Source organism: Haloarcula sp. H-GB4 (assembly GCF_030848575.1).
GTDB lineage: Archaea > Halobacteriota > Halobacteria > Halobacteriales > Haloarculaceae > Haloarcula.
The window spans coordinates 192,969-218,777 of record NZ_JAVDDX010000003.1 but is presented as its reverse complement, the minus strand read 5'-3'; the positions used below and the strand labels follow the sequence as shown (position 1 = coordinate 218,777).

At 62.4% G+C, this 25,809-nt stretch carries 20 protein-coding genes and 1 pseudogene; 14 read left to right on the top strand and 7 right to left on the bottom strand.

Annotated features, from left to right (window positions below; genetic code table 11):
• The first annotated feature begins 143 nt into the window (after positions 1 to 143).
• The 3 genes from RBH20_RS17165 to RBH20_RS17155 all read left to right on the top strand — a co-directional run bounded on the left by RBH20_RS17165 (position 144) and on the right by RBH20_RS17155 (position 4,545).
• The gene (locus RBH20_RS17165) at positions 144 to 1,487 is read left to right on the top strand and encodes a dihydroorotase family protein (protein ID WP_306710913.1); all 1,344 of its coding nucleotides are present in this window, start codon (positions 144 to 146) and stop codon (positions 1,485 to 1,487) included.
• A gap of 159 nt (positions 1,488 to 1,646) precedes the next feature.
• On the top strand, positions 1,647 to 2,906 hold the full coding sequence (gene thrC, locus RBH20_RS17160) for a threonine synthase (protein WP_306710911.1): 1,260 nt from the start codon (positions 1,647 to 1,649) through the stop codon (positions 2,904 to 2,906).
• A 232-nt stretch (positions 2,907 to 3,138) separates the two neighbouring features.
• A complete protein-coding gene (locus RBH20_RS17155) occupies positions 3,139 to 4,545 on the top strand; it encodes a uracil-xanthine permease family protein (protein ID WP_306710909.1) in 1,407 nt (468 codons plus the stop codon).
• A 16-nt stretch (positions 4,546 to 4,561) separates the two neighbouring features.
• Here the strand turns inward: RBH20_RS17155 and RBH20_RS17150 are convergent, their stop codons facing one another.
• From RBH20_RS17150 to RBH20_RS17135, 4 genes are all read right to left on the bottom strand, one after another.
• On the bottom strand, positions 4,562 to 5,596 hold the full coding sequence (locus tag RBH20_RS17150) for an LLM class flavin-dependent oxidoreductase (RefSeq protein WP_306710907.1): 1,035 nt from the start codon (positions 5,594 to 5,596) through the stop codon (positions 4,562 to 4,564).
• A gap of 98 nt (positions 5,597 to 5,694) precedes the next feature.
• Positions 5,695 to 6,687, bottom strand: coding sequence for an ABC transporter permease (locus RBH20_RS17145; RefSeq protein WP_306710905.1), 993 nt, complete (start codon positions 6,685 to 6,687; stop codon positions 5,695 to 5,697).
• Entirely contained in the window at positions 6,687 to 7,787 is a 1,101-nt protein-coding gene (locus tag RBH20_RS17140; RefSeq protein ID WP_306710903.1) for an ABC transporter permease, read from the bottom strand. Before RBH20_RS17140 ends, RBH20_RS17145 begins: the two co-directional genes overlap by 1 nt.
• The gene (locus tag RBH20_RS17135) at positions 7,787 to 9,448 is read right to left on the bottom strand and encodes an ABC transporter ATP-binding protein (RefSeq protein WP_306710901.1); all 1,662 of its coding nucleotides are present in this window, start codon (positions 9,446 to 9,448) and stop codon (positions 7,787 to 7,789) included. Before RBH20_RS17135 ends, RBH20_RS17140 begins: the two co-directional genes overlap by 1 nt.
• Before the next feature lie 308 nt (positions 9,449 to 9,756).
• Between RBH20_RS17135 and RBH20_RS17130 the strand changes: the two are divergent.
• Together RBH20_RS17130 and RBH20_RS17125 are read left to right on the top strand one after the other, a co-directional pair.
• Positions 9,757 to 10,770: pseudogene (locus tag RBH20_RS17130) on the top strand (BMP family ABC transporter substrate-binding protein); the annotation flags it as partial.
• Positions 10,771 to 11,095: 325 nt separating this feature from the next.
• Positions 11,096 to 12,214 (top strand): BMP family ABC transporter substrate-binding protein, encoded by a 1,119-nt coding sequence (locus RBH20_RS17125; protein ID WP_306710897.1) that lies wholly within the window; start codon positions 11,096 to 11,098, stop codon positions 12,212 to 12,214.
• 107 nt (positions 12,215 to 12,321) lie between these two features.
• Here the strand turns inward: RBH20_RS17125 and RBH20_RS17120 are convergent, their stop codons facing one another.
• The gene (locus tag RBH20_RS17120) at positions 12,322 to 14,037 is read right to left on the bottom strand and encodes an amidohydrolase family protein (protein ID WP_306710895.1); all 1,716 of its coding nucleotides are present in this window, start codon (positions 14,035 to 14,037) and stop codon (positions 12,322 to 12,324) included.
• Between the two features lie 149 nt (positions 14,038 to 14,186).
• Between RBH20_RS17120 and RBH20_RS17115 the strand changes: the two genes are divergently transcribed.
• From RBH20_RS17115 to yqeB, 9 genes are all read left to right on the top strand, one after another.
• Positions 14,187 to 15,419, top strand: coding sequence for a Zn-dependent hydrolase (locus RBH20_RS17115; RefSeq protein ID WP_306710893.1), 1,233 nt, complete (start codon positions 14,187 to 14,189; stop codon positions 15,417 to 15,419).
• Between the two features lie 206 nt (positions 15,420 to 15,625).
• A complete protein-coding gene (locus RBH20_RS17110) occupies positions 15,626 to 16,204 on the top strand; it encodes a (2Fe-2S)-binding protein (RefSeq protein ID WP_306710891.1) in 579 nt (192 codons plus the stop codon).
• The gene (locus RBH20_RS17105; RefSeq protein ID WP_306710889.1) at positions 16,197 to 18,647 is read left to right on the top strand and encodes a xanthine dehydrogenase family protein molybdopterin-binding subunit; all 2,451 of its coding nucleotides are present in this window, start codon (positions 16,197 to 16,199) and stop codon (positions 18,645 to 18,647) included. Before RBH20_RS17110 ends, RBH20_RS17105 begins: the two co-directional genes overlap by 8 nt.
• A 126-nt stretch (positions 18,648 to 18,773) precedes the next feature.
• Positions 18,774 to 19,343 (top strand): (2Fe-2S)-binding protein, encoded by a 570-nt coding sequence (locus RBH20_RS17100; RefSeq protein WP_306711229.1) that lies wholly within the window; start codon positions 18,774 to 18,776, stop codon positions 19,341 to 19,343.
• Positions 19,340 to 21,817 (top strand): xanthine dehydrogenase family protein molybdopterin-binding subunit, encoded by a 2,478-nt coding sequence (locus RBH20_RS17095; RefSeq protein ID WP_306710887.1) that lies wholly within the window; start codon positions 19,340 to 19,342, stop codon positions 21,815 to 21,817. Before RBH20_RS17100 ends, RBH20_RS17095 begins: the two co-directional genes overlap by 4 nt.
• A 104-nt stretch (positions 21,818 to 21,921) precedes the next feature.
• Entirely contained in the window at positions 21,922 to 22,293 is a 372-nt protein-coding gene (locus RBH20_RS17090) for a DsrE/DsrF/TusD sulfur relay family protein (protein WP_011222661.1), read from the top strand.
• Positions 22,290 to 22,643 (top strand): DsrE family protein, encoded by a 354-nt coding sequence (locus RBH20_RS17085; RefSeq protein WP_306710882.1) that lies wholly within the window; start codon positions 22,290 to 22,292, stop codon positions 22,641 to 22,643. Before RBH20_RS17090 ends, RBH20_RS17085 begins: the two co-directional genes overlap by 4 nt.
• A 2-nt stretch (positions 22,644 to 22,645) precedes the next feature.
• Complete coding sequence (locus tag RBH20_RS17080) at positions 22,646 to 22,891, top strand: hypothetical protein (protein ID WP_306710880.1); 246 nt, start codon at positions 22,646 to 22,648, stop codon at positions 22,889 to 22,891.
• Positions 22,888 to 24,468 (top strand): selenium-dependent molybdenum cofactor biosynthesis protein YqeB, encoded by a 1,581-nt coding sequence (gene yqeB, locus RBH20_RS17075; RefSeq protein WP_306710878.1) that lies wholly within the window; start codon positions 22,888 to 22,890, stop codon positions 24,466 to 24,468. Before RBH20_RS17080 ends, yqeB begins: the two co-directional genes overlap by 4 nt.
• 17 nt (positions 24,469 to 24,485) lie before the next feature.
• On the opposite strand, the gene selD is transcribed toward yqeB, so the two are convergent.
• Complete coding sequence (gene selD, locus RBH20_RS17070) at positions 24,486 to 25,526, bottom strand: selenide, water dikinase SelD (RefSeq protein WP_306710876.1); 1,041 nt, start codon at positions 25,524 to 25,526, stop codon at positions 24,486 to 24,488.
• A gap of 2 nt (positions 25,527 to 25,528) precedes the next feature.
• Positions 25,529 to 25,777: a sulfurtransferase TusA family protein gene (locus tag RBH20_RS17065; protein WP_306710874.1), complete on the bottom strand. Its 249-nt coding sequence runs from the start codon at positions 25,775 to 25,777 to the stop codon at positions 25,529 to 25,531.
• Between the last annotated feature and the right edge of the window lie 32 nt (positions 25,778 to 25,809).

The following is a 25,809-nucleotide window of genomic DNA, read 5'->3' as shown; positions in this document are numbered from 1 at the left end:
GGTTGGGGGAAACCGTCAACCGACTAAAAGCTACTCCGCCCCAGAACGGCCCTACCAGCCACTCTATCACAACCACCGTGTGCGACAGATGTGGCGTCTCACACACACCAACTGTTTTCGTCATTCGCCCGGGCTGTTACAGCATGACAGACATTCACATCAAAGGGGCACAGGTGGTGACAGCGTCGGGCATCCAGCACGGTGAAATCACGATATCCGGCGGGACGATAGACGCTGCTGGTCCAGCATCGTCGGTCACAGGCCCCAGTGATCCAGATACTGTCATTGACGCAGACGGCATGGTCGCGCTTCCGGGTGCTATCGACGTGCACACACATATGCACGACGACGAACTCTTTCCGGATGGGATCGACTTCGCGTCCCAGACGGCGAGTGCGGTCGCCGGTGGGGTGACGACGGTCATCGAATTACCGACGCAGACACCTGTCACAACTCCCGACGCACTGCATGAGAAAGCGGAGACGTGTTCGGCGCTCGCACACGTCGATTTCGGCCTCGTTGCCGGCAACGTTCAGGATCCCGACATCGACGTGGCCGGCATCATGGACGCCGGAACAGCGGATTTCAAGACATTTACCGCTGACCCGTACCTGGCCGACGACGAGGCCATCGCAGCGCTCATGAGGCGTGTCGGCAATGCCGGGGGTACGGTTCGCGTTCACTGCGAAACACAGGGACTGCTCGACGACGCGCGATCGACTATCGACGGCGATGAACCCGACGTGTACATGGACTCACGACCCCTCGAAGCCGAACTAGACGCTATTTCACGGGCGGGCTATTTTGCGGAGTACGCCGACTGTCCGCTGCACGTCGTCCACATCTCAAGTGGGAGCGGCGCGCATGAGGGGAACCGCTTCAAATCACGAGCGAACGTCCCAGTGACGCTCGAAACCTGTCCACAGTATCTGGCCTTCTCGAAGGGTGACGTTGCCGATAAGGGACCATTCCTGAAGGTCAATCCCAGCCTCAAATCCGACACCGAGCGGGAGCGGCTCTGGGATGCAGTGCAGGACGGGACGATCGACCTCATCGGCACGGACCACTTCCCGACGTACCGTGAAGCACGGGAAGCCGGCTGGGAGGATATCTGGGAGCCCTATGCCGGCCTCCCGGGCGTCGAAACGATGGTCGAGTACCTCGCCAGCGAAGGCGTCCACGAAGGCCGACTCTCGTGGCCGCGGCTCCGCGAACTCGTGTGTACAGCTCCGGCACGGAACGCCGCAATCTATCCACGGAAAGGATCGCTGCAGGTCGGAACGGATGCGGATGTGATGCTCGTCCGGACCGAGGAGTACGAGGTCACCGCCGACGACCACACGTTCGTCGGTGGCTGGACGCCGTACGAGGGACAGCACTGGAGCGCACGCGTGGACACAGTCATCGCTGGCGGTGAGATTGTCGCAAAGGACCACAGGGTCCAGTCAACGGCGGGCCGTGGCCAGTTCCTGGACCGCCCGCTGTAGCGTTTTGCTGTCCATTGACCTGATTATCAGTTCACAAATAGATGTGTGGCGTGTGTGACCAGTGTGTGAAGGTATGCCATCAATGGCAGAGATCGGTCCCCCCACAATCAAGCTGAAGCCGCAGTACGGTTTTATACCCAGTTGTACTGAGGAAGTAGTATGGGCATGACGCAAGTCACAACCCTCGAGTGTACACTCTGTGGGGCGGAGTACGATCCGAATCAGATCATCTACACCTGTCCTGAACACGAGGGCGTGAAGGGCATCCTCGAAGTAACATACGACTACGATGCTATCGATGACGCGTTCGATGGCGACCTCGGCGGGCCGATCGCAAGTCAATGGAAGTACGAGGCGTTTCTACCAGTCGCAGCGGACGCCGATGTCGTGACGCTCAACGAGGGCGGAACGGACCTCTTCGACGCCCCAAACCTCAGCGACGCGCTGGGCGTCGAAACACTGGTCAAAGACGACGGACGGAACCCGACTGGGTGTTTCAAGGACCGTGCCAGCGCTATCGCTGTCACGAAAGCCAGACACGCCGGTCGCGACATCATCACCTGCGCCTCGACCGGGAACGCTGCCGCGTCGCTATCGGGCTATGCCGCCCGCGGGGGGATGGACTGTCGTATTTTCGTTCCTGGCGACGCCCCGACAGGCAAGCTTGCACAGCCGCTCGTCTACGGCGCGGACGTCCTCGCTGTCAACGGCAGCTACGACGAAGCCTACGACCTCAGCGTCGAAGTCACCGAGAAGTACGGCTGGTACAACCGCAACGCGGCCATCAATCCGTTCCAAGTCGAGGGTAAGCGAACCGTCGGTCACGAACTCGCCGACCAGTCTATCGCTCGCGGACACGTCCCCGACTGGGTCGTCTTCTCGATGGGTGACGGCTGTACGATTGCCGGGGCATGGAAGGGGTTCAAAGAGTTCTACGACCTCGGCTACGTCGACGACCACCCGAAGATGCTCGGCGTCCAGGCCGAGGGGGCGTCGGCCATCCACGACGCTTTCCACGACCACGAGGACATCGACGATATTGCCGAAACGCTGGCCGATTCAATCGCTGTTGGACGGCCACGGAACACGATCAAAGCATGCCGTGCGCTGGAACAGAGCGGGGGGACGAGCGTACTGGTCTCCGACGACGAGATTCTGGACGCCGAGAAACTGCTTGGCAGCACCGAGGGAATCTACTCCGAGCCGGCAGGCGCAACGCCCGTTGCCGGCGTCCAGACGGCGCTCGACCGGGGGATAATCGAGCAAGACGAAACCGTCGTCGTGGTGTCCACCGGCTTCGGCCTGAAGGACACGAAAAGCGCCGAGAGGGCGACCGGGGGGGTGGATCGAATCGATCCAGAAATCACGGAGGTCGAGGGTCTGTACGGCACGGCCGAGGAAGCCGCGGCCGACGACTGACGCCACCGGACAGTTGCCACGACACGGGCCAGCGCGCTGTCGTTTTACGAGCGGTTTCGACACACTGTCGAGTCGGGGGAGCTGCAGTTCCAAAGTATATCAGGTCGCACATCCAACGAGTATCAAATTTTAATGAGACATACGGATAATGATCTCGGACAGAATTAAACACATATATTGGTATAAGGATTCTAGTAGGTGGATTGAAAAGATAGGGGCTGGATGGCGTCCCATGAGCGGTCCAGAGACAGACCAGCAGTCAGTCGTACTGTACGATATCGAAGACAAACCGCCGCTTGGGAAGGCCATCCCACTCGGCATCCAGCACGTGCTCGCGATGTTTCTGGGCAACGTCGCGCCCCCACTCATCCTTGCGGGGGCCGTCGGCTCCGTCACGGGGGAGACGACGTTTCTCGTCCAGATGGCACTCATCGTCGCCGGTGTCGCGACCATGGTCCAAGCGTACCCGGTCGGCCCCGTCGGCGCGAGGCTCCCGGTCGTCATGGGGACCAGTTTCGCGTTTCTCGGGCCGCTTATCGGCATCGGCAATCAGTTCGGTATCGCCGCCGTGTTCGGCGCATCACTGCTTGCTGCGCCGGTCGAGATCATCATGGGTGTCTCGTTCGACCGGTTCCGGCGGTTCTTCCCCCCGCTTGTCACCGGCATCGTCGTGATGCTCATCGGACTAACGCTCATCCCCACGGGAATGAACTACGCTGCGGGGGCCTCGGCCGGTCCGTCAGCGGAGGGATACGGCTCCTTCGTCAACCTCGGCCTCGCCGGGCTCGTTCTAGTCGTCACTGTCGGGCTGAACCAGTTCTTCGAGGGCTTTCTCCGCGTCATCAGCGTGTTCGTGGGCATCATCGTCGGCTACCTCGCCGCGCTCGCACTGGGCGTGGTTGACCTCTCGGCGGTCGCCGCTGCCGGCTGGGTGACGGTTCCCGTTCCGCTCAAATACGGCCTCGCGTTCGAGCCGAGCGCCATCGTCACCGTAGCCTTCCTCTACATCATTACCGGCATGGAAACTATCGGGGACATCTCTGGGACGGTATCCGCAACCGGTCGGAACGCCACGCGGGAGGAAATCCGTGGTGGCCTCGTCGCCGATGGCGTGATGAGCGTTTTCGGTGCAGTGTTCAACGCGCTCCCGAACACGTCGTTCTCGCAGAACGTCGGGCTCGTGAACTTCACCGGCGTCGCCAGCCGGTACGTCGCCGGCATCGGGGGCGTCGTGCTGCTTGCACTCGGGTTTGTCCCGAAAGTTGGGGCAGTCGTCTCGGCGATGCCTGATGCCGTGCTGGGCGGCGGCGCGCTCATCCTGTTCGCGATGATATTCTCCTCGGGCGCACGCCTCATCACGCAAAACGTCGAGTTAGACCACCGCAATTCGACCATCCTCGCGATGTCGATGGCGCTCGGCCTCGGTGTCGCGTTCCGCCCCGAAATCCTCCAGAACTTCCCGTCTGAGGTACAGACGCTGTTCGGGTCCGCACTTGTCACCGGGGGGATGGCCGCCCTCATTCTCAATATTGTGTTCCCCGGCGGGAGTGTCGGGACGGGGCCGACCGAGTACACCGCAGGACTGGAACCCGATCCTGTCGAGACGGGAGCGGGCGCGCCGCCGGTCGACGACGATTGAGAGTCGAGCCGACGAACTACAGATAGCCGTCCGCGAACTCGTCGATCATCAGCCGCCGATCGTCACCCAGCGGATAGAGGATCGGACACTGACAGCCCGTCTCGGCGTATTCCCTAACTTTCTCTCGGCACTGTTCCGGCGTGCCGCTAGCAGTGAGTTTGTGAACCACGTCGTCCGGAATGAGGTGCATCCCCTCCTTGATGTCGTCCTTGTCGGCCGGCCACCCGCCGATGGTATCGCCCACCTCGTCAATGAGGTCCTGACTGACGCCGCTGGCCTTCATGATGTGGGGCTGTTGCCCGAGGTACTGTGTGATGAGTTCGCGGGCGTTGTCCAGAGCCTGCTCCTCGTCGTGGTCCATCGAACAGACGACCAGTTGTGGTCGGTCGATGTCGTCAAGCGAGCGACCACCGCGCTCCGCCCCGGTCTCCAGTGCATCAAGGGCTTTCTCGTTGTACTCCGGGCTGACGAGGTAGTTCAGCAGTGCGCCGTCGGCGAAGTGGCCGGTGAGTTCCAGCATCTTGAACCCGGTCCCACCGACGTAGACGGGAACAGTTCGCGGTCCGTCGTCGCCGTGGACCACGTCCAGTTCTACGTCCCGCATCTGGACGAACTCACCGTCGTAGGTGACGTTCTCCATGTCCAGCAGATCCTGAGTTACTTCGACGCACTCACGCATCGCCCGCAGTGCGCCGCTACGGTCGATACCGACTTTCTCTGCCAGCGGGTCCCACCACGCGCCGATGCCGCACATGATGCGGTCCGGGCCGGCGAGTTCCTCCAGCGTGCTCATCGACTGCGCTATCAACGCTGCGTTGCGCGTCCAGTTGTTGATGACGCCGGTGCCGAGTTTGATGTCATCGGTGACTGCGGCGTACGCGCCGAGCGGGGAGACGGCGTCGCGTGCGAGTCGTGATTCGGCCTGCCAGATCTCGTCGATGCCTTGCTCCTCCGCGTACTGCACAAGGTCCACGTTCTCTTCTAGCGAGTGTTTGTCCTGCAAGTAGATACCGACGCGGTCGCCTCTCTCGAAGACCTGATTGGCGCTCATGAGACATACTGGATTCTCCGAATACCGATAAATAGATTTGGCCACACACACGGTCTGTGGGAGGTGTGGCCGCCAGTATTGACCCGCTCGCCGACCGCTCAGTCCGTCTCGCGGCTGTAGGACTGCAACAGCGCCGAGGGGACCGCGAGCTGGTCGCTCTTGGTCCGGATGACGGCGTAGGCCAGCACGATAATCGTCGCCAGATACGGGTACGTCCCCATGATCTGTGGCGTCATGAGGAACTCGACGACAGGATTGATGACACCCGCGAGGGGAGCATCGGGACCCAGTGTCAACGAAATCGACTGGGAGCGAATGCGGAGCGCGTCAAGTAGCCCGAACAGGTACGCTCCCACGAGCATCCGACGGGGTCGCCACTGCGCGAAGATGACCAGCGCGACGGCGATCCAACCCCGGCCCGCGGTCATGCCAGGGACCCAGAGCTGCGAGAAGGCCAGTGAGAGGTGAGCGCCGGCCGCGCCGGCGAACCCGCCACCGATGAGCACCGCGAGATACCGCAGCCTGAACACGGACACGCCCATCGTGTCCGCCATCTCTGGGTCCTCACCAACGGCTATCATCTCTAGCCCGAGGTTCGAGTGGTGCAGGAAGTACCAGACCACGACCAGTAGACCAAGCGCGAGGTAGTCCGTTGCCGTGCTCCGGAAGAGGGCCTCGCCGATGACCGGGATACCGACGAGGTACTGTCCGATAAGCGGGAACGTGATCTGCGGGAAGCCGCTGATCGACTCTTCGACCCAGCCGGAGCCAAAGAACGTCGTCAGCCCGGTCCCAAGCAGCGTCAGCATGACGCCGCTGATGACCTGATTCGACTTCAGCGAGATACAGAGGAACGCGTGGACCAGCGCCAGCACCATTCCGAGGAGGATGCCGACGGCGAATCCAAGCCAGTGGCTCCCCGTGAGGACGGTCGTGATGAATCCCCCGAGTGCGCCGACGAGCATCATGCCCTCGACGCCGAGGTTGAGGACGCCCGCCCGCTCACTGATGAGTTCGCCCATCCCAGCGAGGAGTAGCACGGTCGCCGCTTGAACGGTCGCATCCAGCAGACCGGCGATGAAGCTCACCATCAGTCGTCACCTCGCTGTGGCTGAGCTGGCGTCTCCGCTGGCCCGCGTTTGAGGTCGATACCGACACGGTAGCTCTTGAAGAACTCCGCCGTGATCAGGAAGAGAATGACCAGCGCTTGAATGATCTCGACCAGCGCCGCAGGCACACCGAACGCCACTTCCATACTCGACCCGCCGACGAACAGCACGGCGAAAAACAGGCCAGCGAGCATCACTTTGAACGCGCTGTTGCGACCAAGCAGCGCAACCGGAATGGCCGTGAAGCCGTATCCGGGTTCGAACCCGGCACGGTATCGACCTTGCGCACCGGCGATTTCGCTGATGCCGCCCATGGCCGCGAACGCGCCCCCGACGACAAACACGAAGAGGTACACGTAGAACTTGCTCATCCCGGCCTGCTGGGCGGCCTCGTCGTTCGAGCCGACGAACGTGATTTCGAACCCGAGCCGGGTTCTCGTCATCAGAACATATGTCACTACGACCATGCAGACGGCGGCGAGCAGACCGGCGTGGACGCCGCCGAACAGTTCCGGAATCGTCGCGGCCTCGGAGAACCGGTCCGACTGCGGGAAGTTCCCGGTCCCGCCCTGCATCGGTCCCCGGAGCAGGTAGCTCTGGATTTCAAGCGCGACGAACGTCAGCAGTAGCGACGTGATGATCTCGTTGACGTCCCACTTCGCACGCAGGTACGCCGGGATGCCAGCCCAGATGCCGCCGGCTACGGCTGCGGCGACGAACATCAGCGGAATCAGTGCGAGCCCCGTGAGCGAGACGTTCAGCCCGATCCACGTCCCTGCAAGCGCACCGGCGACGAGTTGTCCCTCGGCACCGATATTGAACAGGCCCGCTTTCAACGGGAGATACACCGCCAGGCCCGTAAGAATCAACGGAACTGCCTTTGTCAGCGTCTCACTGAGACCGAATTCGGTCACGAGCGTGTCGACGAACATTGTCGTGTACGCCGCGACGGGATCCACGTTGAGAACGACCAGCGCGATGGCGCTCACCGCCAGTGCAGCCAGCACGGTGAATACAGGCGTCCCGTAGGCCAGCCAGGCCGGAATATCTTCGCGTGCGTCGACGGTTACTGCGACGTTCATCAGCTCTCACTCTCCTGTGTGACTCCGGATGGGGGTGGCGCTGTTTCCATCTGGCCTTCGTCGTCGCCGCCACCAGTCATCTCCAGACCGATCCGTTCCCGGTCGGCCTCGGCCGGTGTCGTCTCGTAAACGAACTCGCCCTCGTACACGACAAGAATTCTGTCGCTCAGGTCGAATATCTCGTCGAGGTCCTCTGAGAGCAGGATTATGCCGGTTCCCGCCTTGCGCTGTTCGAGCAGCGTCTCCCTGATGAACTCGATTGCCCCGACGTCGACACCGCGAGTCGGTTGGTTCGCGATGAGCAGGTCCGGGTCGCGGTAGATCTCCCGCGCCAGAATGAGTTTCTGGAGGTTCCCTCCAGAGAGGTCGCCGGCCTGTGTGTCGGTTACGTCGCTGACGCCGCGAACGTCGAACTCCTCAACCAGTGTTTCGGCGTAGTCACGGAGTTCTCCGTAGTCCAGAAACGGCCGGTCGCCGAACCGGCTATCCCTGAAGTCTTTCATCGTGGCGTTGTGCATCACCGAGAGGTCCTCGGCACAGCCGTACTGGAGTCGGTCCTCGGGGACGAACGAGACGCCGCTATCAACGAACGTCTTCGGTTTCGCGCCGGTAATGTCCTCACCGTTGACGACGAGCTCGCCGGCCGTCACGTCCCGAATGCCGGCCATGACCTCCGCGAGTTCCTTCTGTCCGTTGCCGCTTACCCCCGCAATGCCAACGATTTCACCCTGTCGAACCGTCAGGTCGACACCGGAGAGGGCTTCGATGTCTCGATTATCGGTGGCCTTGACCCCGCGTGCGCGCAAAACTGGGTCGCCTAGGTCGACTGCGTCCCTGTCTATTTCAAACAGGACTTCGCGGCCAACCATCATCTCCGCGAGGTCCGCCCGGGAGACTGACGACACCTCAGCGGTACCGACGTTTTCACCCTCCCGAAGCACCGTTACCCGGTCGACGATGGCGTCGACCTCAGTGAGCTTGTGCGTAATGAAGATTATCGAGAGCCCCTCATCGGTCAGCCGTTCGAGCGAGTCGAAGAGCCGCTCCGCCTCGGTCGGCGTGAGAACTGCTGTGGGTTCATCGAGAATCAGGAGGTCGACATCCCGGTACAGCGCCTTGAGGATCTCGACGCGCTGTTGCTGGCCGACATCAAGCTCCCATATCTTCGCGCTCACGTCGATGTCGAATCCGTACTGATCCGCTAGTTCCTGAATCCGTTGTTCGGGCACATCAAGGCCCAATGAAAACTGTCCAGCAAGCGACTGGACGAGGCTATTGTTCCGGATCGCTGCCGGGAGCCAGCTGTCTTCCACATCGCTGCGGAACGCCGTGGCCGGTTCACGTTCGCCGAGCACGACGTTCTCGGCGACGGTCAGGCGTGGAATCAGCATGAAGTGCTGGTGGACCATCCCAATCCCAGCGTCGATGGCGTCCTGTGGCGACCCAAGATCGAGTCGCTTGCCGTCGAGATAGATATCACCGTCGTCCTGCGAGTAGAGCCCGTACAGAATCTTCATCAGCGTACTCTTTCCCGCGCCGTTTTCGCCGAGGAGACCGTGGATTTCCCCGCGCTCGACGGAGAGGTTGACGTGGTCGTTGGCGACGACCCCAGGGAACTCCTTCAGAATCCCCTCCATCCTGAGCGTGGTGTGTTCGGACATGCTCTCTGATCTTGAGCGGGTATCAACAATGTAGTGGCATAATTGTTTCCAAAGGTAGCCATATTCGCCGTCCAGAGCGGGAAATGCCGAACATTTGCCAAGTGTTAGTTGTTGTGTGCCAGTGTTCGTTGTCGACGCTCACGCAGTCTGTCGAGATACCCAGTCATATGAACGTATACTACATATTGTCTCCAGTTAGAGTTCGATGGGGCTATTTTTGTGGCACATATTTTGATAATAGGGTAGAGAAAGCTGCGTGAACGGAACGATTTAAGTTATTGTTTCCGAAATGGCTATTCGGTTCGTTAATGGTTGACAACAAACATACCAAATCGAGACGGGAGCTACTGACAGCACTTGGGGCGGCGGGGATAGCCGGGCTGGCTGGTTGTAGCAGTGGTGGTGACGGGGGCGATGGCGAGGTAGCCACCGATACCGCCGGAGACGGGGCTGCTGAGGGGACTGCGACCAGCAGTAACGGCATGGATTCGCTCACCGCCGCGTGGGTGTATAATTCAGAGGTTGGCGACCTCGGCTGGTCCTGGGCCCACAACGAAGGGCGGAAGGCGGTCGCAGAAGAGTTCGACTGGTTAGAGACCGAGTACACCGAGGCTGTCGCCCCCGCTGATTCCGAGCGGGTGTTCGAACAGTACGCGCAGGGAGACGCCGATATCATCTTCGGCTGTACGTTCGAGTATCAGGACCCGATGGCGTCCGTGGCGGAGCAGTACCCCAATACGTACTTCGAGCACAATACGGGCTACCTGACGATGGAGAACATGGGGCGGTACATGGGCCGAATCTATCAGCCCCGGTATCTCGCCGGGCAAGCGGCCGGGACTGTAACGGAGACCGACACGCTGGGATACGTGGCGGCGTTCCCGATTCCAGAGGTCATCCGTGGCATCAACGCCGACGCGCTCGGGGCCGCGTCGGTTAACGACAGTGCGACACTGAAGGTCAGATGGACGAACTCCTGGTTTGACCCGCCGACCGAGAGCGAGGCGGCGAACGCCCTACTGGACGAGGACGTCGACGTGATGGCCCAGCATCAAGACTCTCCCGCTGCACTCCGTGCAGCTTCCGATGCAGGTGTCTGGGCGACCGGCTACGACGCCCCGATGGGCGACATCGCCGGCGAGAACTATCTCACGTCCCCGATCTGGCACTGGGAGGAGTTCTACGGTCCGACCATCGAGTCTGTCAGGGACGGCAGCTGGGAATCCGACGCGTACTGGGAGGGCATCGAGTCGGGCATCTGTAGTCTGGACGACTGGGGGCCAGGCGTACCACAGGAGGCGAAAGACGCCGTTTCGGAGTCGCAGTCAGCAATACTCGACGGAGAGCTGGAGGTCTGGGCCGGTTCGGCGTTCGAGGGCGAGAGCGACGAATTCCTCTTCCAAGAAATGAGTAGCTACGTCGACGCCGTCGAGGGCGAGGTCCCGAGCTGACCCCGCTACCCGTCTCCACCGACAGTACCACACCTGAATATCACTGTGACTGTCCGACGGTTGCAACAACGTTCGTAGGATTATTGCAGTATTAATGGAAATTACGACCAATTTTGTTCCAATGTATTCCTTCGCTGCAAGGTCGAGAATGGTATCGCTTAAGTAGGAGTTTCCGCTACCTCTACCCAGTTCAGTAATGGTGAATACCAACCGAACGATATCGCGGCGGGAGATGCTGGGTGCGCTTGGGGCGACAGGAATAACCGCACTAGCCGGCTGTAGTGGCGGGAGCGACGACACAAACACGGCTGACGGCACGACGACCAGTGACGATGGGGGCTCCGGGTCGGACTCCGTCACCGCTGCCTGGGTGTACATCTCAGAGGTTGGCGACCTCGGGTGGTCCCACGCCCATGACGAGGGGCGAAAGGCGGTCGACGAAAAGTACGACTGGCTGGAAACCGAGTATACGGAGGCTGTCGCGCCAGAAGACTCGGAGCGTGTTTTCGAGCAGTACGCACAGGGTGACGCCGACATCGTCTTTGGAACGACGTTTGGCTACCAGGACCCGATGTTCAACATTGCGGAACAGTACCCCGACACGTACTTCGAACACGCGACCGGCTATCGCACCCGGGAGAACATGGGACGATACATGGGCCGGATCTACCAGCCCCGATATCTGGCCGGGCAGGCGGCCGGGATGGTGACCGAGAACAACACCATCGGCTACGTCGCCGCGTTCCCGATCCCCGAAGTCATTCGCTCCATCAACGCAATGGCGCTCGGCGCGCGGTCTGTGAATCCGGACGCGACGTTCAAAATCCGGTGGGTCAACGCGTGGTTCGACCCACAGACCTCAAAGCAGGCGGCCAACTCGCTTATCGATGAGGGATGTGACGTCATCTCACAGGAGCAGGACTCCCCCGCTCCGGTCAGAGCCGCAAACGAGGCAGACGTATGGGCCTCCGGCTACAACGCGCCGATGGGCGAATTCGGCGGCGACAACTACCTCATCTCGCCGGTGTGGAACTGGGAAGAGGTGTACGACCCGACCATTTCGGCGGTTCGGGACGGGACCTGGGAATCCGATGCCTTCTGGGGCGGCATGGAGACGAACCTTCCCACGCTCGACGAGTGGGGACCAGAGGTCCCGCAAGAGGTCAAAGACACCGTCGCCGAAACGGAAGAAGAAATCGTCAACGGCGAACTCGATGTCTGGGCCGACTCGCCGTTCGAGGGCGAGAGCGACGAGTTCCTTTTCCAGAACATGAACAGTTTCGTCGACGCCGTCGAGGGCGAAGTGCCGGAGTAAGGGAACCCGGTTCCACGATTTCGGTTCCGTCGGTACCGTCCTGCCGGTAGCGAGCGGGCGGATGGGCACGTCGCCGGACAGTCGGTCAGAGTAGGCAGCCCGGTCAATCAGTCGTCGGCAGTGCGGTCGAGGTCGGGACGGGTCGCACCACCCCATTCCTCGTAGGAGCGGAGCACGTCGCCGTTTCGCTCGCCGGTCAGTTCGCCGACCCGAACAGCTATTTCGCCGCCGACGAGGACGTACTCCATCCCGTCGGAGAACTGGAACGGGTTCTCGTAGGTCGCGTTCGCCGACACCGAGTCGAGGTCAAAGGCCACGAGGTCCGCAATGTAGCCCTCGCGGATGTAGCCGCGGTCCCTGAGGCCGAGGATATCGGCCGGGTTGCCTGCGGCCTTGTACGCCAGCAGTTCCGGCGAGAGTACGTTCCGCTCTCGGACGTACCGTTCGAGGATGCGGCTGAACGCCCCGATAGCTCGGGGATGGGGCTTCCCGCCGAAGATACCGTCCGTGCAGAACGTGCCGCGGTCGTCAGCGAGGAACCGCTCGATGTCTTCTTCGGCCATCACGAAATCAGCCATCGTCACGTCCAGATTCTCCGCGACGAGTAGTTCACACATCGCGTCGACCGGCTCACGGTCCATCTCGGCGGCCATGTCCGCGATGGTATCACCTTGGTAGCGGCTGCTTCCCGTCCGCGTGATAAGAATATTATCCCACGACCCGGCGGCGTACGCGAGGTTCTCCCAGTCACCCGGCTGGGAGATATCAGCGGCAATGCGGTCGCGAACAGCCGCGGAGTTGAGGCGGTGACGGATGTCCTCTGAGTCGCCCTGCCGTGCCCACGGCGGCAACAGTGCTGTAAGCATCGTCGAACCGGCTGTATAGGGATACTGATCGAAGGTGACCCGCTGGCCCCGGTCGACAGCGTCGTCGAACAGGTCGAGCACAGCCTCGGAGTCCCCCCAGTTCTGTTGGCCGCCGACCTTGAGATGTGAAACGTGGGCGTGACAGCCGCCGCGTCGGCATATATCGAGATACCGGTCTATGGACTCGACCACGCGGTCCGTCTCGTTCCAGACGTGAGAGATCATGAACGAGTCGCGCTTGGCGAGGGTGTCCGCAAGCGCCACCAGTTCGTCGTCGCGAGCGTACGAACTCGGCGGATATATCATTCCCTTTGACATACCGAACGCGCCTTCTTCCAGCGCTACTTCGAGTTCCTGTCGGATCGCGTCGAGTTCACCGGGCGCTATGTCGTGGTCGGACGTTGGTCTGTCCAGCCGTTGACCGGTGACTGGCCCGGCAGCGACGACGTGTTCACCGCTGAGTGGGCGGTCCTCGAATCCGGCCAGCATCGACCTGATGTTGCCGTGTGGGGCGTAGTACGCACAGTTGACAGCGGGTTCAGCGGATTCAAGCGCCTCAAGATAGCCGGAAACGGTGTGCCAAGGCCACGTTTCGCCGAGCGTGCCGTCAAGTGATTTGACCCGTTCCGCCCACTCGTCGGTGAGGTTCGGCGGTACCGGAGCGACGCTGACCCCGTCCTGACCGAGGACCTCCGTCGTGATCCCCTGCGTCAGTTTCTCCCTGGCACCGGGGTTCTCGAACAGTCGAAGCTCCGAATGCGCGTGCATATCGATGAACCCCGGCGCGAGATACGACCCGTCGAGATCGATAACGCGGTCGGCGTCTAGCGGGGCCTCGCTGATGGCATCGATTCGACCGTCGGCGACACGCACGCTCGCAGTGAACGGAGAGCGACCGCTCCCGTCCAGCACCCGCGCGTCTCTGAACGCGATAGACGCGGCACTCAGCTCGGTCATGTCTGCTGACTCGCGGAACGGTCGTTTGGCTCTTTCGGTGGTCTCAACCGTGTGTGACAGGGGGCGAGCGCGTGCCACACCGTGTCTGTCGATCTGTGTGGTGCCACCCCGACACAATCTTCAAGACGACACCGCGGAACAGCTACCCAATGCCATCCGTCAGTCTCGATAGCGAGCGGTTCAGACGGCGCTTCGATACGTTCAACAAGATCGGCGCGACAGAACGGGGCGGCGTGAATAGGCCGAGCCTGTCCGACGAGAACAAGGCAGCCCGGGACACACTGGTTGAGTGGTTCCGCGAGGCCGGGCTGGAGGTCCGTATCGATACGATGGGCAACATCTTCGGTCGGCGAGACGGAGCTGACAACGACGCCGCGCCGGTCCTGTTCGGCTCACACATCGACAGCCAGTACAGCGGCGGGCGGTACGACGGCGTTATCGGCGTCCTCGGTGGACTGGAAGTCATCGAGGCGTTCAACGACGCCAGCGTGACGACCGAACGGCCGCTGGAGGTCGTCGCCTGGAGCAACGAGGAGGGCGTCCGTTTTCAGCCGGATATGCTCGGCAGCGGTGTCTACTGTGATATCTTCGACCTCGACTACGCATACGAGCGCGAGGACAAGGAGGGCAGGCGATTCGGCGCCGAACTCGAACGCATCGGCTACAAAGGCGAAACGCCCTGTGAAGCGGACGATATCCACTGCTACTTCGAGATGCACGTCGAGCAGGGGCCGTTTCTCGAACAGCAGGACATCCCCGTCGCTGCCGTCGAAGGCGTGTTCGGCTTTTCCTGGCTGAACGTTACCTTCGAGGGTCAGGCCAACCATGCCGGACCGACGCCGATGGATATGCGCCACGATGCGTTCGTAGCGACGGCGGACGTAACCCGCGCTGTCCGGCGGATCACAACGACCGAAGGAACGGATCTCGTCGGCACGGTCGGCAGTGTCGACGTGTGGCCAAACGCCATCAACGTCATCCCCGAGACGGTGGAATTCACGCTCGATTTCCGCTCGTACGACGACGCCGTGGTCGACGCGGCCGTCGAACAGATCAGGGAAGAGGTTGCCCACGCGGCCGAGCGCGAAGGCCTTGAATACGAGATAGAGGAGATAATGCGGGTCGACGCGGACCCGTTCGATCAGGGCTGCATTGACACAGTCGTCGAGGCCGCCGAGACGGTCCGCTGTGAGTACACGCGACTGGTCAGCGGCGCGGGCCACGATGCGAACTACCTCAACAAGATAGCCCCGACGAGCATGATTTTCGTCCCGAGCGTCGACGGGATCAGCCATCGCGAGAGCGAATTCACCGAATGGGATGACATCGTCACCGGGACTGAGGTACTGCTGAACGCGGTGCAGGCGAAGGCCGCCGAGTGAACTGTTCAGTTTTCAGCGAGTGAACACCACACATATGGCACACGTCACACAGTAACAACCTCGTCTGTCGCACCTGTGTCATCCAGTTGTCTTGTGGTGGCCCATGCCCGTAACTTCGTCTGGCAACAGGCGATCAACACCTGTGAACCATACATATATGAGATGGTGTCGCACACCTGTTCACTAACAGGCGTGTGTTCGTATGCATGCCGAAAACTGGAGGGTACTCTGTGGATATTGAACTCACAATCAACGGCGAGCGGACGATAGTCGAAGCCGGGTCAGGAGATGACCTGGCGACGGTTTTGAGACAGCACGGCTACATCGACGTAAAATGTGGCTGCGACGGCGGAACCTGCGGTGCATCGAAGATATTCGTCGACGGCGAAGTACGGATGGCCTGCGGGATGGAGGCGACAGACGCCGACGGGAGTGAGATACAGACCGTTGCGGCGCTCGGGACACAGGCAGACCTGCACCCGGTGCAACAGGCGTTCGTCGACAACTTTGCCGTCCAGTGCGGGTTCTGTATCCCGGGAATGGTAATCCAGGCGGTGGCACTGCTGGATTCCAATCCCGACCCAACCGAGCAGGAAGTCCGGGAGGCACTGGACGACAACGTCTGTCGCTGCACCGGCTATCAGAAGCCTGTCGAAGCTGTTCTGGATGCAGCAGAACGAATGCAGGGGGAGCAGTCTGTCGCCGCAGACGGCGGCCACCCGGTCACTGTGGCACAGCATGGAGACGAGTCGACCAGTTGCTGTGGAGGTGACTGCGATGAGTAACGACGACGAGACAGCCAAGGCCGACGGCGGAACGGCCTCACAGTCAGAGACTGTCGAAGACGAACGGTTCGAAGAGCACCCGCTCGAATGGGACGAGCCTGAGAACAACGACAAGGCCCCCGACGAGCGCGACAGCGTCTCCCACCGGACGGAGAAGTACGACGACAGAAAGCTCGTCACCGGGCAAGCGAAGTACACCGCCGACTACGAGAAACGGTATCCCGACCTCGCGTACGCGGCAGTCGTCCGGAGCGACATCCCACACGGCCGCGTGACCGACATCGACACGAGCGCGGCCGAGGCGATGGACGGCGTCGACGCGGTCCTGACACCCGAGTCCGACGCAGTGCCGGACGCAAAATACACCAGCGCCGGGCAGTCCTATCCCGAACCGAGCCCGTGGGACATGCACGTGCTGAACGAGCACGTCCGCTACATTGGCGACCCGATTGCCGCCGTCGCAGCCGAAGACCGGGCGACCGCGACCGCCGCCGTCGAGGCTATCGAGGTGTCGTACGAGGATTACGACTACGTCACCGATCCGGAGGACGCCTTCGACGAAGACGCGCCGCAGTTGTTCAAGGGCAGCGAGGTCGAGAACGAGATCGTCGGCAACGACTACGACCGCAACCGGATGGCCCACATCGGGGGCGAACTCGGCGATGTGGATGCAGCACTCGACGGCGACACCCACGTGCACGAGACTGAATGGGAGACGATTCGGCAATCCCACGCCAACGTCGAGAAACACACGTCGCTGGCCTACACGAACGAGGACGACCGCCACGTCCTCATCACCAGTACGCAGGTGCCAAACCACACCCGGAGACAGCTCGCCCACCTGTTCGATATTCCCATTCGCGACATCCGGGTGACCAAGCCGCGCGTTGGCGGCGGTTTCGGCGGGAAACAGGCAATGGTCGTCGAGCCGATTCCGCTCGCACTATCGCTCGCTACTGACCGCCCGGTCCTATACGAAGCCAGCCGCGAGGAGGAGTTCTACGCGATGCGCTCGCGCCACCCGATGAAGGTCAAAGCGAAGACGGCCGTGACCGACGACGGCGACATCAAGGCCATCGACATCTACGCCCTGTCGAACACCGGCGCGTACGGCAGCCACGGCATGACCGTCGCGGGCAACGTCGGCAGCAAGCCGATGCCGCTGTACTCGAAGGTACCAAACGCTCGCTTCGAGGCCGATATCGTCCATACGAACACGCCACAGACCGGTGCAATGCGTGGCTACGGCGCACCACAGGGCACGCTCGCGCTAGAAGGGCATCTCGACGAGGTCGCCCGCGACCTCGATCTCGACCCAATCGAATTCCGGCGGCGGCACCACATGGAGGTGGGCGACCTCGACGAGATCGCGGGGATGATGGGTGGAGAGGGAGCGAACCGCCGTATCCGCTCATGTGGCCTCAACGAGTGTATCGAGCGTGGGAAAGACGCTATCGGCTACGACGACCTCGAACAGCCCGACGAAGACCACTTGCACCGCGGCATCGGAATGGCGCTGTCCGCACAGGGGACCGGCGTCGCCGGTGACGAACTCGGGGCCGCCCAAATAATGATGAACGAGGACGGAAGCTTCCACCTGCAGGTCGGCGGCGTCGACATTGGGACAGGCGCTGACACAGCGTTCCTCCAGATCGCCGCCGAAGTACTGGGCTGTGACGAGGACGACATAATCGTCAAATCCTCCGATACGGATGTAACGCCCTTCGACTATGGGGCGTACGCCTCCTCGACGACGTATATCAGCGGCATGGCGGTCAAGAAGGCCGCAGAGGACGCGAAAGAAAGGATTCTCGACTGGGGATCGAAACTGCTTGAGGAGCCGGTCGGTGATCTGGAAACTGGCGACGGAACGGTGTACAGCGAAGCGAGCGGCGATTCGGTCACACTCGAAGATATCGGCTATGAGGCCGCCTACGGCGACGACGAACGCGAACACATCCTGGGGAAGGGGACCCACTGCACCGAAGAGAGTCCCCCGCCCTTTGCTGCCCAGTTCGCCGACGTGACAGTTGACGAGACCACCGGCGAGTTTGAGGTCCACAAACTGGTCGTCGCGGTCGACTGCGGCGTCGCGATCAACCCCGGCATGGCCGAGGGCCAGATCGAGGGTGCGAACCACATGAGCTACGAGATGGCCGTCAGTGAGGGGATCACGCTCGATGACGAGGGACGGGCAGAGATAGCTGACTTCGACGAGTACGGACTACCGTCGGCGACCGAGACGCCACCCATCGAGTCGATTCTGGTCGAGACCCACGAACCAACCGGTCCGTTCGGCGCGAAATCGGTCGCCGAAGTTCCGACTAACACAGTCCCGCCGGCGCTGTCAAACGCCGTCCGGGACGCTGTCGGCGTCCGAGTCCGAGAGATGCCCATCACCGCCGAGAAAATCAGGTCAAAACTGGACGAGCGTGAAATCTGAATCGGAGTGCGTGGACAGTCACGGCTACAGTGCCGGTGTGTCGGCGTGCCATATCACAAATCCGCGATAGCTATTTACCGTTCTGTTCGTCATGTACCTGACATAGCCAGCGAGCTGATGAGCCATATGGAAATCGAACTGGAAATTAACGATGTGGAACGGACGGTCGAAGCATCGAAGTCCGATTCGCTTCTCGATATCCTTCGACGGAACGGGTACACTGGGGCGAAGCGGGGATGCGACACTGGCGCGTGCGGCTTCTGTACGGTGCACGTCGACGGCGAGCCAGTGAAGTCCTGCGTCGAACCGGTGACGAAAGTACGGGACGCATCGGTCGAGACGATCGAGGGTCTGGGCGAACAGGACGACCTGCATCCGGTGCAACAGGCATTCGTCGACAATACTGCGCTGCAGTGTGGGTTTTGTATTCCGGGGATGATTATGCGCTCGATGGCGCTACTTGCGGAGAACCCGGACCCGACCGAACAAGAGGTCCGGGAAGCGCTGTCGGACAATCTCTGTCGGTGTACTGGCTACAAGAAAATTGTCGAAGCGGTGCTAGACGCCGCTGAGCGGATGGACAGCGGGACAGCGGTCGCCGCCGACGGTGGACAAGCAGTCGATAACGACGGCGGGGCCGCCGCTGTGACCGAGTGTTCATTCAAGAACTGCAATTGCATGGAGGGCGATCAGTGAGCGATTCCGACCGGGTACGGGAGACGAGCAAGCAACCAGAGGGGACAGAGAGGAATGGATCGGACCCAGCCGAAGCCGACAGAGAGTCAGCGACGGGCGCGGCACGCGAACCTGACCGGAAGCCCGAAGCCGAGCGCGACGCCATCACCGTGGACGAAGAGAAAGACGACGCACGGAAAATCGTCACCGGGCAAGCCCGCTACACGGCGGACTACCGCGACCGGTTTCCGGACCTCGCCCACGGAAAGGTGGTTCGCAGCGACATCGCCCACGGCTACGTCGAATCGGTCGACACAAGCGCCGCCGAGACGATGGACGGCGTCAACGCCGTCATCACACCGTTCGATGACGTGGTTCCGGACAAACTGTACTCCAGTTCGGGCCAGTCCTACCCCGAGCCGAGCCCGTGGGATCTGAAAGTGTTGCGCGAACACGTCCGTTTCGTCGGCGACCCGGTCGCCGCCGTGGCGGCTGACGACGCGGAGACAGCCGACCGCGCTGCACGGAAAATCGAAGTCGAGTACCGAGAGCTGGATGCCGTCTTCGACCCAGAAGAAGCCCTCAACGAGGGCGCCCCGCAACTGTTCGAGGCTGATGACGTAGAAAACAAACAGTCGGGGGCTGATTACAGTAAAAATCTCGAATCTGGTTTCGAGGGCGAACTCGGTGACGTAGAGGGCGCGTTCGAACAGGCGAGCGACGACGAGGAGCGACACGTCATCGAGACGGAGTGGGAAACGCCATACCAGTCCCACTGCGTCCCGGAGCCGCACGCGACTATCGCCTACACCGACGAGGACAATCGGCACGTGTTTATTACGGCGACACAGGTTCCCTTTCACACCCGTCGCCAGATAGCGCACCTGTTCGACGTGCCTATTCGCGATGTGCGGGTGAAGAAGCCCCGCATCGGTGCCGGGTTCGGGTCGAAACAGGAGATGGCAATCGAGCCGATAACGTTCGCACTGCATCTGGCGGCCGAGCGGCCGGTCAAACTGGAGATGAGCCGCCAGGAGGAGTTCACCGCGCTTCGCTTTCGGCACCCGATGCAGATGCAGATGCGGACCGTAGTGACAGACGTCGGCGACATCGAGGCGATGGACCTCTACACGCTGTCGAACTCGGGGGCCTACGGCACCCACGGCATGACCGTCGCGAACAACGTTGGAACGAAGCCGCTTCCCCTCTATCCACGGGTCCCGAACGTCAGATTTTCCGGGGATGTGGTCCATACGAATCTCCCGATGGGGGCGGCCATGCGGGGCTACGGCGCGCCACAGGGGCATTTCGCCGTTGAATCGCACATGGATGAGGTAGCCCGCCGCCTCGGCTTCGACCCGATCGAGTTTCGCCTGCAGAACGCGGTCCGGGAGGGCGACCTCGACCGGAGCGTCGCGATTCTGAAAGACGGTGACCGGTTCACCCGGGAGATTCGCTCGTGTGGCATCCGCGAATGTGTCCAACGCGGGAAGGAAGCCATCGACTACGACGGCATCGAACAACCCGACGAAGACCATCGCAAGCGCGGGGTCGGAATGGCGCTCATCGCCCAGGGGAGCGGCGTCGCGGGCAAGGAACTCGGCGCGGCACAGATACAGATGAACGAAGACGGGAGCTTCCACCTGCAGGTCGGCGGCGTCGACACTGGGACCGGCGCGGACACGATGTTCTCCCAGATTGCCGCCGAGGTGCTCGGTTGTACGCCGGACGATGTTGTCGTCATCGCCGCCGACACCGACCTGACGCCGTTCGACTACGGGGCGTACGCCTCCTCGACGACGTACATCAGCGGCCGCGCAGTAAAGAATGCCGCCGAGGACGCCAAAGAGCGGTTGCTGGAGTGGGGATCGAAACTGCTCGGCGAGCCGCCGGATGTGCTCGACACCGGCGACGGCGGCGTGTACAGCGAGCGGACCGGGAACCGCGTATCGCTGGAGGACATCGGCTACGAAGCGACCTACGGCGACGACGAGCGCGAACACATTCTCGGGGACGGCAACCACTCAACCGACGAGAGCCCACCGCCCTACGGCGCGCAGTTCGTCGACGTGACTGTCGATACGGAGACCGGCGAGTACGAACTCAACAGGCTGGTCTTTGCGGCAGACTGCGGCGTCGCTATTAATCCCGCGCTGGTCGAAGGCCAGATAGAGGGCGGCGAACACATGAGCCTCGAATACGCCACGAGCGGCGACCTGACCTTCGATGAGGACGGGAACCCGGAGGTGCTGGGCTTTCGCCAGTACGGGATGCCGCGGACGACGGACCACCCCGAAATGGAGACGATTCTCGTCGAAACACACGAACCCACGGGTCCATTCGGCGCGAAGTCTATCGCGGAACTCCCAACGAACGGCGTCCCGCCGGCGCTCTCGAATGCCATCCGCGACGCCGTCGGCGTTCGGCTGACCGAGTTGCCGTTCACCGCGGCGGACCTGAAGGCGGCACTGGACGGGCAGTCTGCTGACGATTGATTGGTTAGTTTCGGGCAGTTTTGTCCCGGTTAATATCACACACGGAGTGTTTTTCCGTTGTGTCGAGCAAACTATTAAGAGCTGTTCGTGAAAATCTCGAAAGTATGGCGTACATCGGCTTTCTGCTGACAGGGGGTCCCTTCGACAGCGAGCGGTGGCGCACCGCCTACGAGCTGGGGCGGGCGGCGCTGGATCAGGGCCACGAGGTGAGCTACTTCCACTACCTCGACGGCGCGCTCGTCCCCGTTGCGGACCAGACCCTGCCCGGCTGTTCGGACAGCGGGCTGTACGACGAAATGCCGACCGAGAAGTTCCAGGAACTCATCGCAGACGGGGCGGAAGTCATCTGCTGTGGGCTCTGTGTCGATGCACGGGGAATCGACGCGCCAGCCGACTACCCTGAGGGCGTCGAGGTCGGGCTGCTTCCGGACCTCGCGGACATCATCGGCGAGGCCGATCGGGTGGTTTCGTTATGAAGCGAGATGTCGTGGTACTGCTCACTCGCGCCCCGTGCGGCCGAGTCCACATCCCAGAAGGACTGCGCGCCGCCCGCGGCGTCGCGGCCGGCTTCGATATGCACGACGTGACCGTCATATTCACCCAAGACGGCGTGTACGGAGCTCGGGACGCCGTCGACCGCGAGGCGCTCAACATGAGCGGGCACGTCGCCGACCTTGTGGAACAGGACGGACAGATGGTCGCGGACGGGGCGGCAATGGCCGAGCGCGGCGTTGACGAGACCGAAATCGCCGACGATGTGGCCGTCTGGTCGGACGACCGTGTCACCGCCCGTATTCGCGACGCCGACCAGACACTGGACTTCTGACAATGCTATATCTCATCGATAAACCGATGGCAGAAATCGGACTGCGTACCGCCGCCGGGGACCCTGAAGCACATGTCGTCCTGATTCAGGACGGCGTCTACCTCACTCCGGATATCGACACACCCATCTCAGCAGTCGCGAGAGACGTGGCCGTGCGTGGCGTCTCGCTACCGCCGGATATCGACCGGATATCCTACGACGCCGTCGTTGATCGCCTCGTCGAACGGGAGGTCAAGAGCTTCGTATGAGCCTGTTCGAACGACTCGACGAACTGGCTGCCCGGGGAGAGCCGGCGGCGCTCCTGACTATCGTCCGGAAGGACGGCAGCGCGCCGCGGGACGTGGGGGACAAGATGATCGTCACCGCCGACGACGAGTACGGGACCATCGGCGGCGGCACGGTCGAGCACCTCGCTGTACAGGACGCCAGGTCAGTGCTTTCGGGAGCCGACGAGCCTGGCGTCCAGACGTACGAACTCGAACGAGGCGGCAACACGGGCATGGTCTGTGGCGGCGAGATGGACGTGTTCATCGACCGCGTTCGCGGGCAAGCACGGCTCTACATCGCCGGCGGCGGCCATATAAGCGCCGAGCTGGCCCCATTGGCCGAGCGGCTGGGCTATGCCGTCACCGTGGTCGACGACCGCGAGGCGTACGCCGACCCGGCGCAGTTCCCCGACGATACGGACGTGATTCACGGCGACTACGGTGAGGCGCTCAGTGACCTGCCGATGGGGACAGAGACAGCCGTGGCCGTCGCGACGCGGAGCGGGACGTTCGATCAGGCTGCCGTCGCCGCAGCGCTGGACGGCGAGGCTGGCTACGTTGGCCTCGTCGCAAGCGAGACAAAGGCCGACCACGTGCTCGATTCGCTCGCCGAGTCTGGGTACGTCCGTCGGGACCTCAGCCGGGTCCAGACACCGGTGGGGCTCGACCTCGGCGGGAGTGGGCCGGCCGCCGTGGCGCTCTCGATTCTCGCCGAGGTCACCATGGACCGCCATGACGCCACCGGTGAGCGGGCGACGCGCCTGAATCTCGACGACCTCGTCGTCGTCCGCGGTGGCGGCGACCTCGGGAGCGGCGTCGTCTATCGGCTTCAGCAGGCCGGCTTTCCGGTTATCGTCACCGAAGTCGAACAACCGACAGTCGTCCGGCGGGCGGTCGCCTTCGGCGCGGCGCTGTACGAAGACGAGGTGGAAGTCGAAGGAGTCACTGGCCGTGCAGCAGCGGACATCGACGAGGCACTCGAACTGCTCGCCGACGATGTCGTGCCGGTACTCGTCGACCCCGAGGCGACTGTCGCTGACGACCTCGACGCCGCAGTCCTCATTGATGCGATCATGGCGAAAGGGGCGTTCGACACCGATACGCGCCGGGAAGACGCCGACGTGGTGGTCGGGATGGGGCCCGGTTTCGAGGCCGGCGAGGACGTGGACGCGGTCGTCGAGACAGACCGCGGGCACGAACTTGGCCGCGTGTTCTACGAGGGGGCAGCGAGCGAGTACGACGGCGAGCCCGGCGAGCGGCGCGGCTACACCCACGAGCGGGTGCTTCGCGCCCCGACCGATGGCGAGTGGACCCCGGCGGTCGCCATCGGCGATAGTGTCACAGCCGGCGACGTAGTCGGCACTGTCGGTGATAGGCCGGTCGAAACCGAGATAGATGGACTGGTTCGCGGCTTAGTTCACGGCGGCCTCGGCGTCAGTGAGAGCACCAAACTCGGCGATGTCGACCCTCGCGGCGAGTCTGTCGACCCAACGAAAGTCTCCGACAAAGCGTTGTGTCTCGGCGGTGGCGTGCTAGAGGCAGTGCTCCGGTTGCGGTAGAAGGCACCTAATCGACGTTAGCGACGAACTTCTTCGATGGCCGGGTCGTCAATCGTGACACCGCGTCCAGCCGTAACACGGCCGACAACCCGATAGAATACGCCGGCGTTGTCGAATGCCGATTCGACGGCGTCAGCCGAAGCCGGCGGGACGGAGACGAACAGTCCCCCGCTGGTCTCTGCGCTCTCACCCTCAGTCAGTCCGTATCCGAAAAGCGTCGAGAGGGCGGGCGTTCCCGCGATGACCGGGAGGTGCGTCAGTTCGATACCGACATTGGAGCGGGCGGCCACCACGCGGCTCTGGCCGGCGAGGCCGAAGCCGGTAATATCGGTGGCGGCTGTCGCGTGTTCGCGGCACGCGAGCGCCGCGTCCCGGTTCGGTGTCGTCATCCACGCGATGGCCTCCGACTCGATTTGGTCGAGCGGGCGCTCAGTGGCGTCGGTGACCGTCTCGACGAACTGGTCGTCGGTCACGCGGGTCGCCCCCATAGCTGGCTGAGTCCCGAGCGGTTTGGTCAGGTAGAGCCGGTCGCCAGGACTGGCTCCCTGTGATGTGAGGAGAGCGTCGGGACGCGCCGTCGCTGAGATGGCGCCGCCAGCGAAGGGCCACGGACTCATGATGGTGTGGCCGCCGGCGATGACGCCGTCCATCGCGTCCAGCGCGTCGGCCATGCCGGCGAGAATCGGCGCTGCGCTCTCGGTTAGTTCTCGCGGGAGGCCGAGAACGACCAGGCAGTCGACGTTCTCCACCGCACCCGTGGCGAAGGCATCGCTGGCGGCGTTGCAGGCGGCGATACGGCCGAAGTCGTACGGGCCGTCGACAATAGGTGTGAAAAAATCCACCGTCGAAACCAGCGCGAAGTCGTCAGTGAGTTTCCGCGCAGCGGCATCCTCACCGATGCCGAACAGCAACGCGTCGCTCTCACCGGTGAGGCCGGCATCGGCGAGCAGCGAATCGAGGTCGCTCTGGCCGACTTTGCAAGAGCAGCCGTGGAGTTCCGTGTACTCCGTCAGGCGCGTTGTCTCGTCATCACCGTCAGTCACCGCGTCGGGTCCCACACTCAGGCCTCCGATAGCGACGCCATCTCGGTCACCCGAAGTTCGAGTTCGAACTCGTCGGACTCGCCAGCGGTCTCCGCGGTTGTCACGTCGATACCGTGAGTCGTACACATCCGCCGGAGGTTCTCTTCGGCCGGCGGGTAATCGCCTCGCACGACGAGCGTCTCGCCGGTATCGAGGTCTGCAAGCGCCCGCCGGACAATGAGTGCCGGCCGGGGACAGATTTCACCACGAACGTCTACGCGGGCCATACCGGTACGTGTGCCATTAGATCACAAAAACG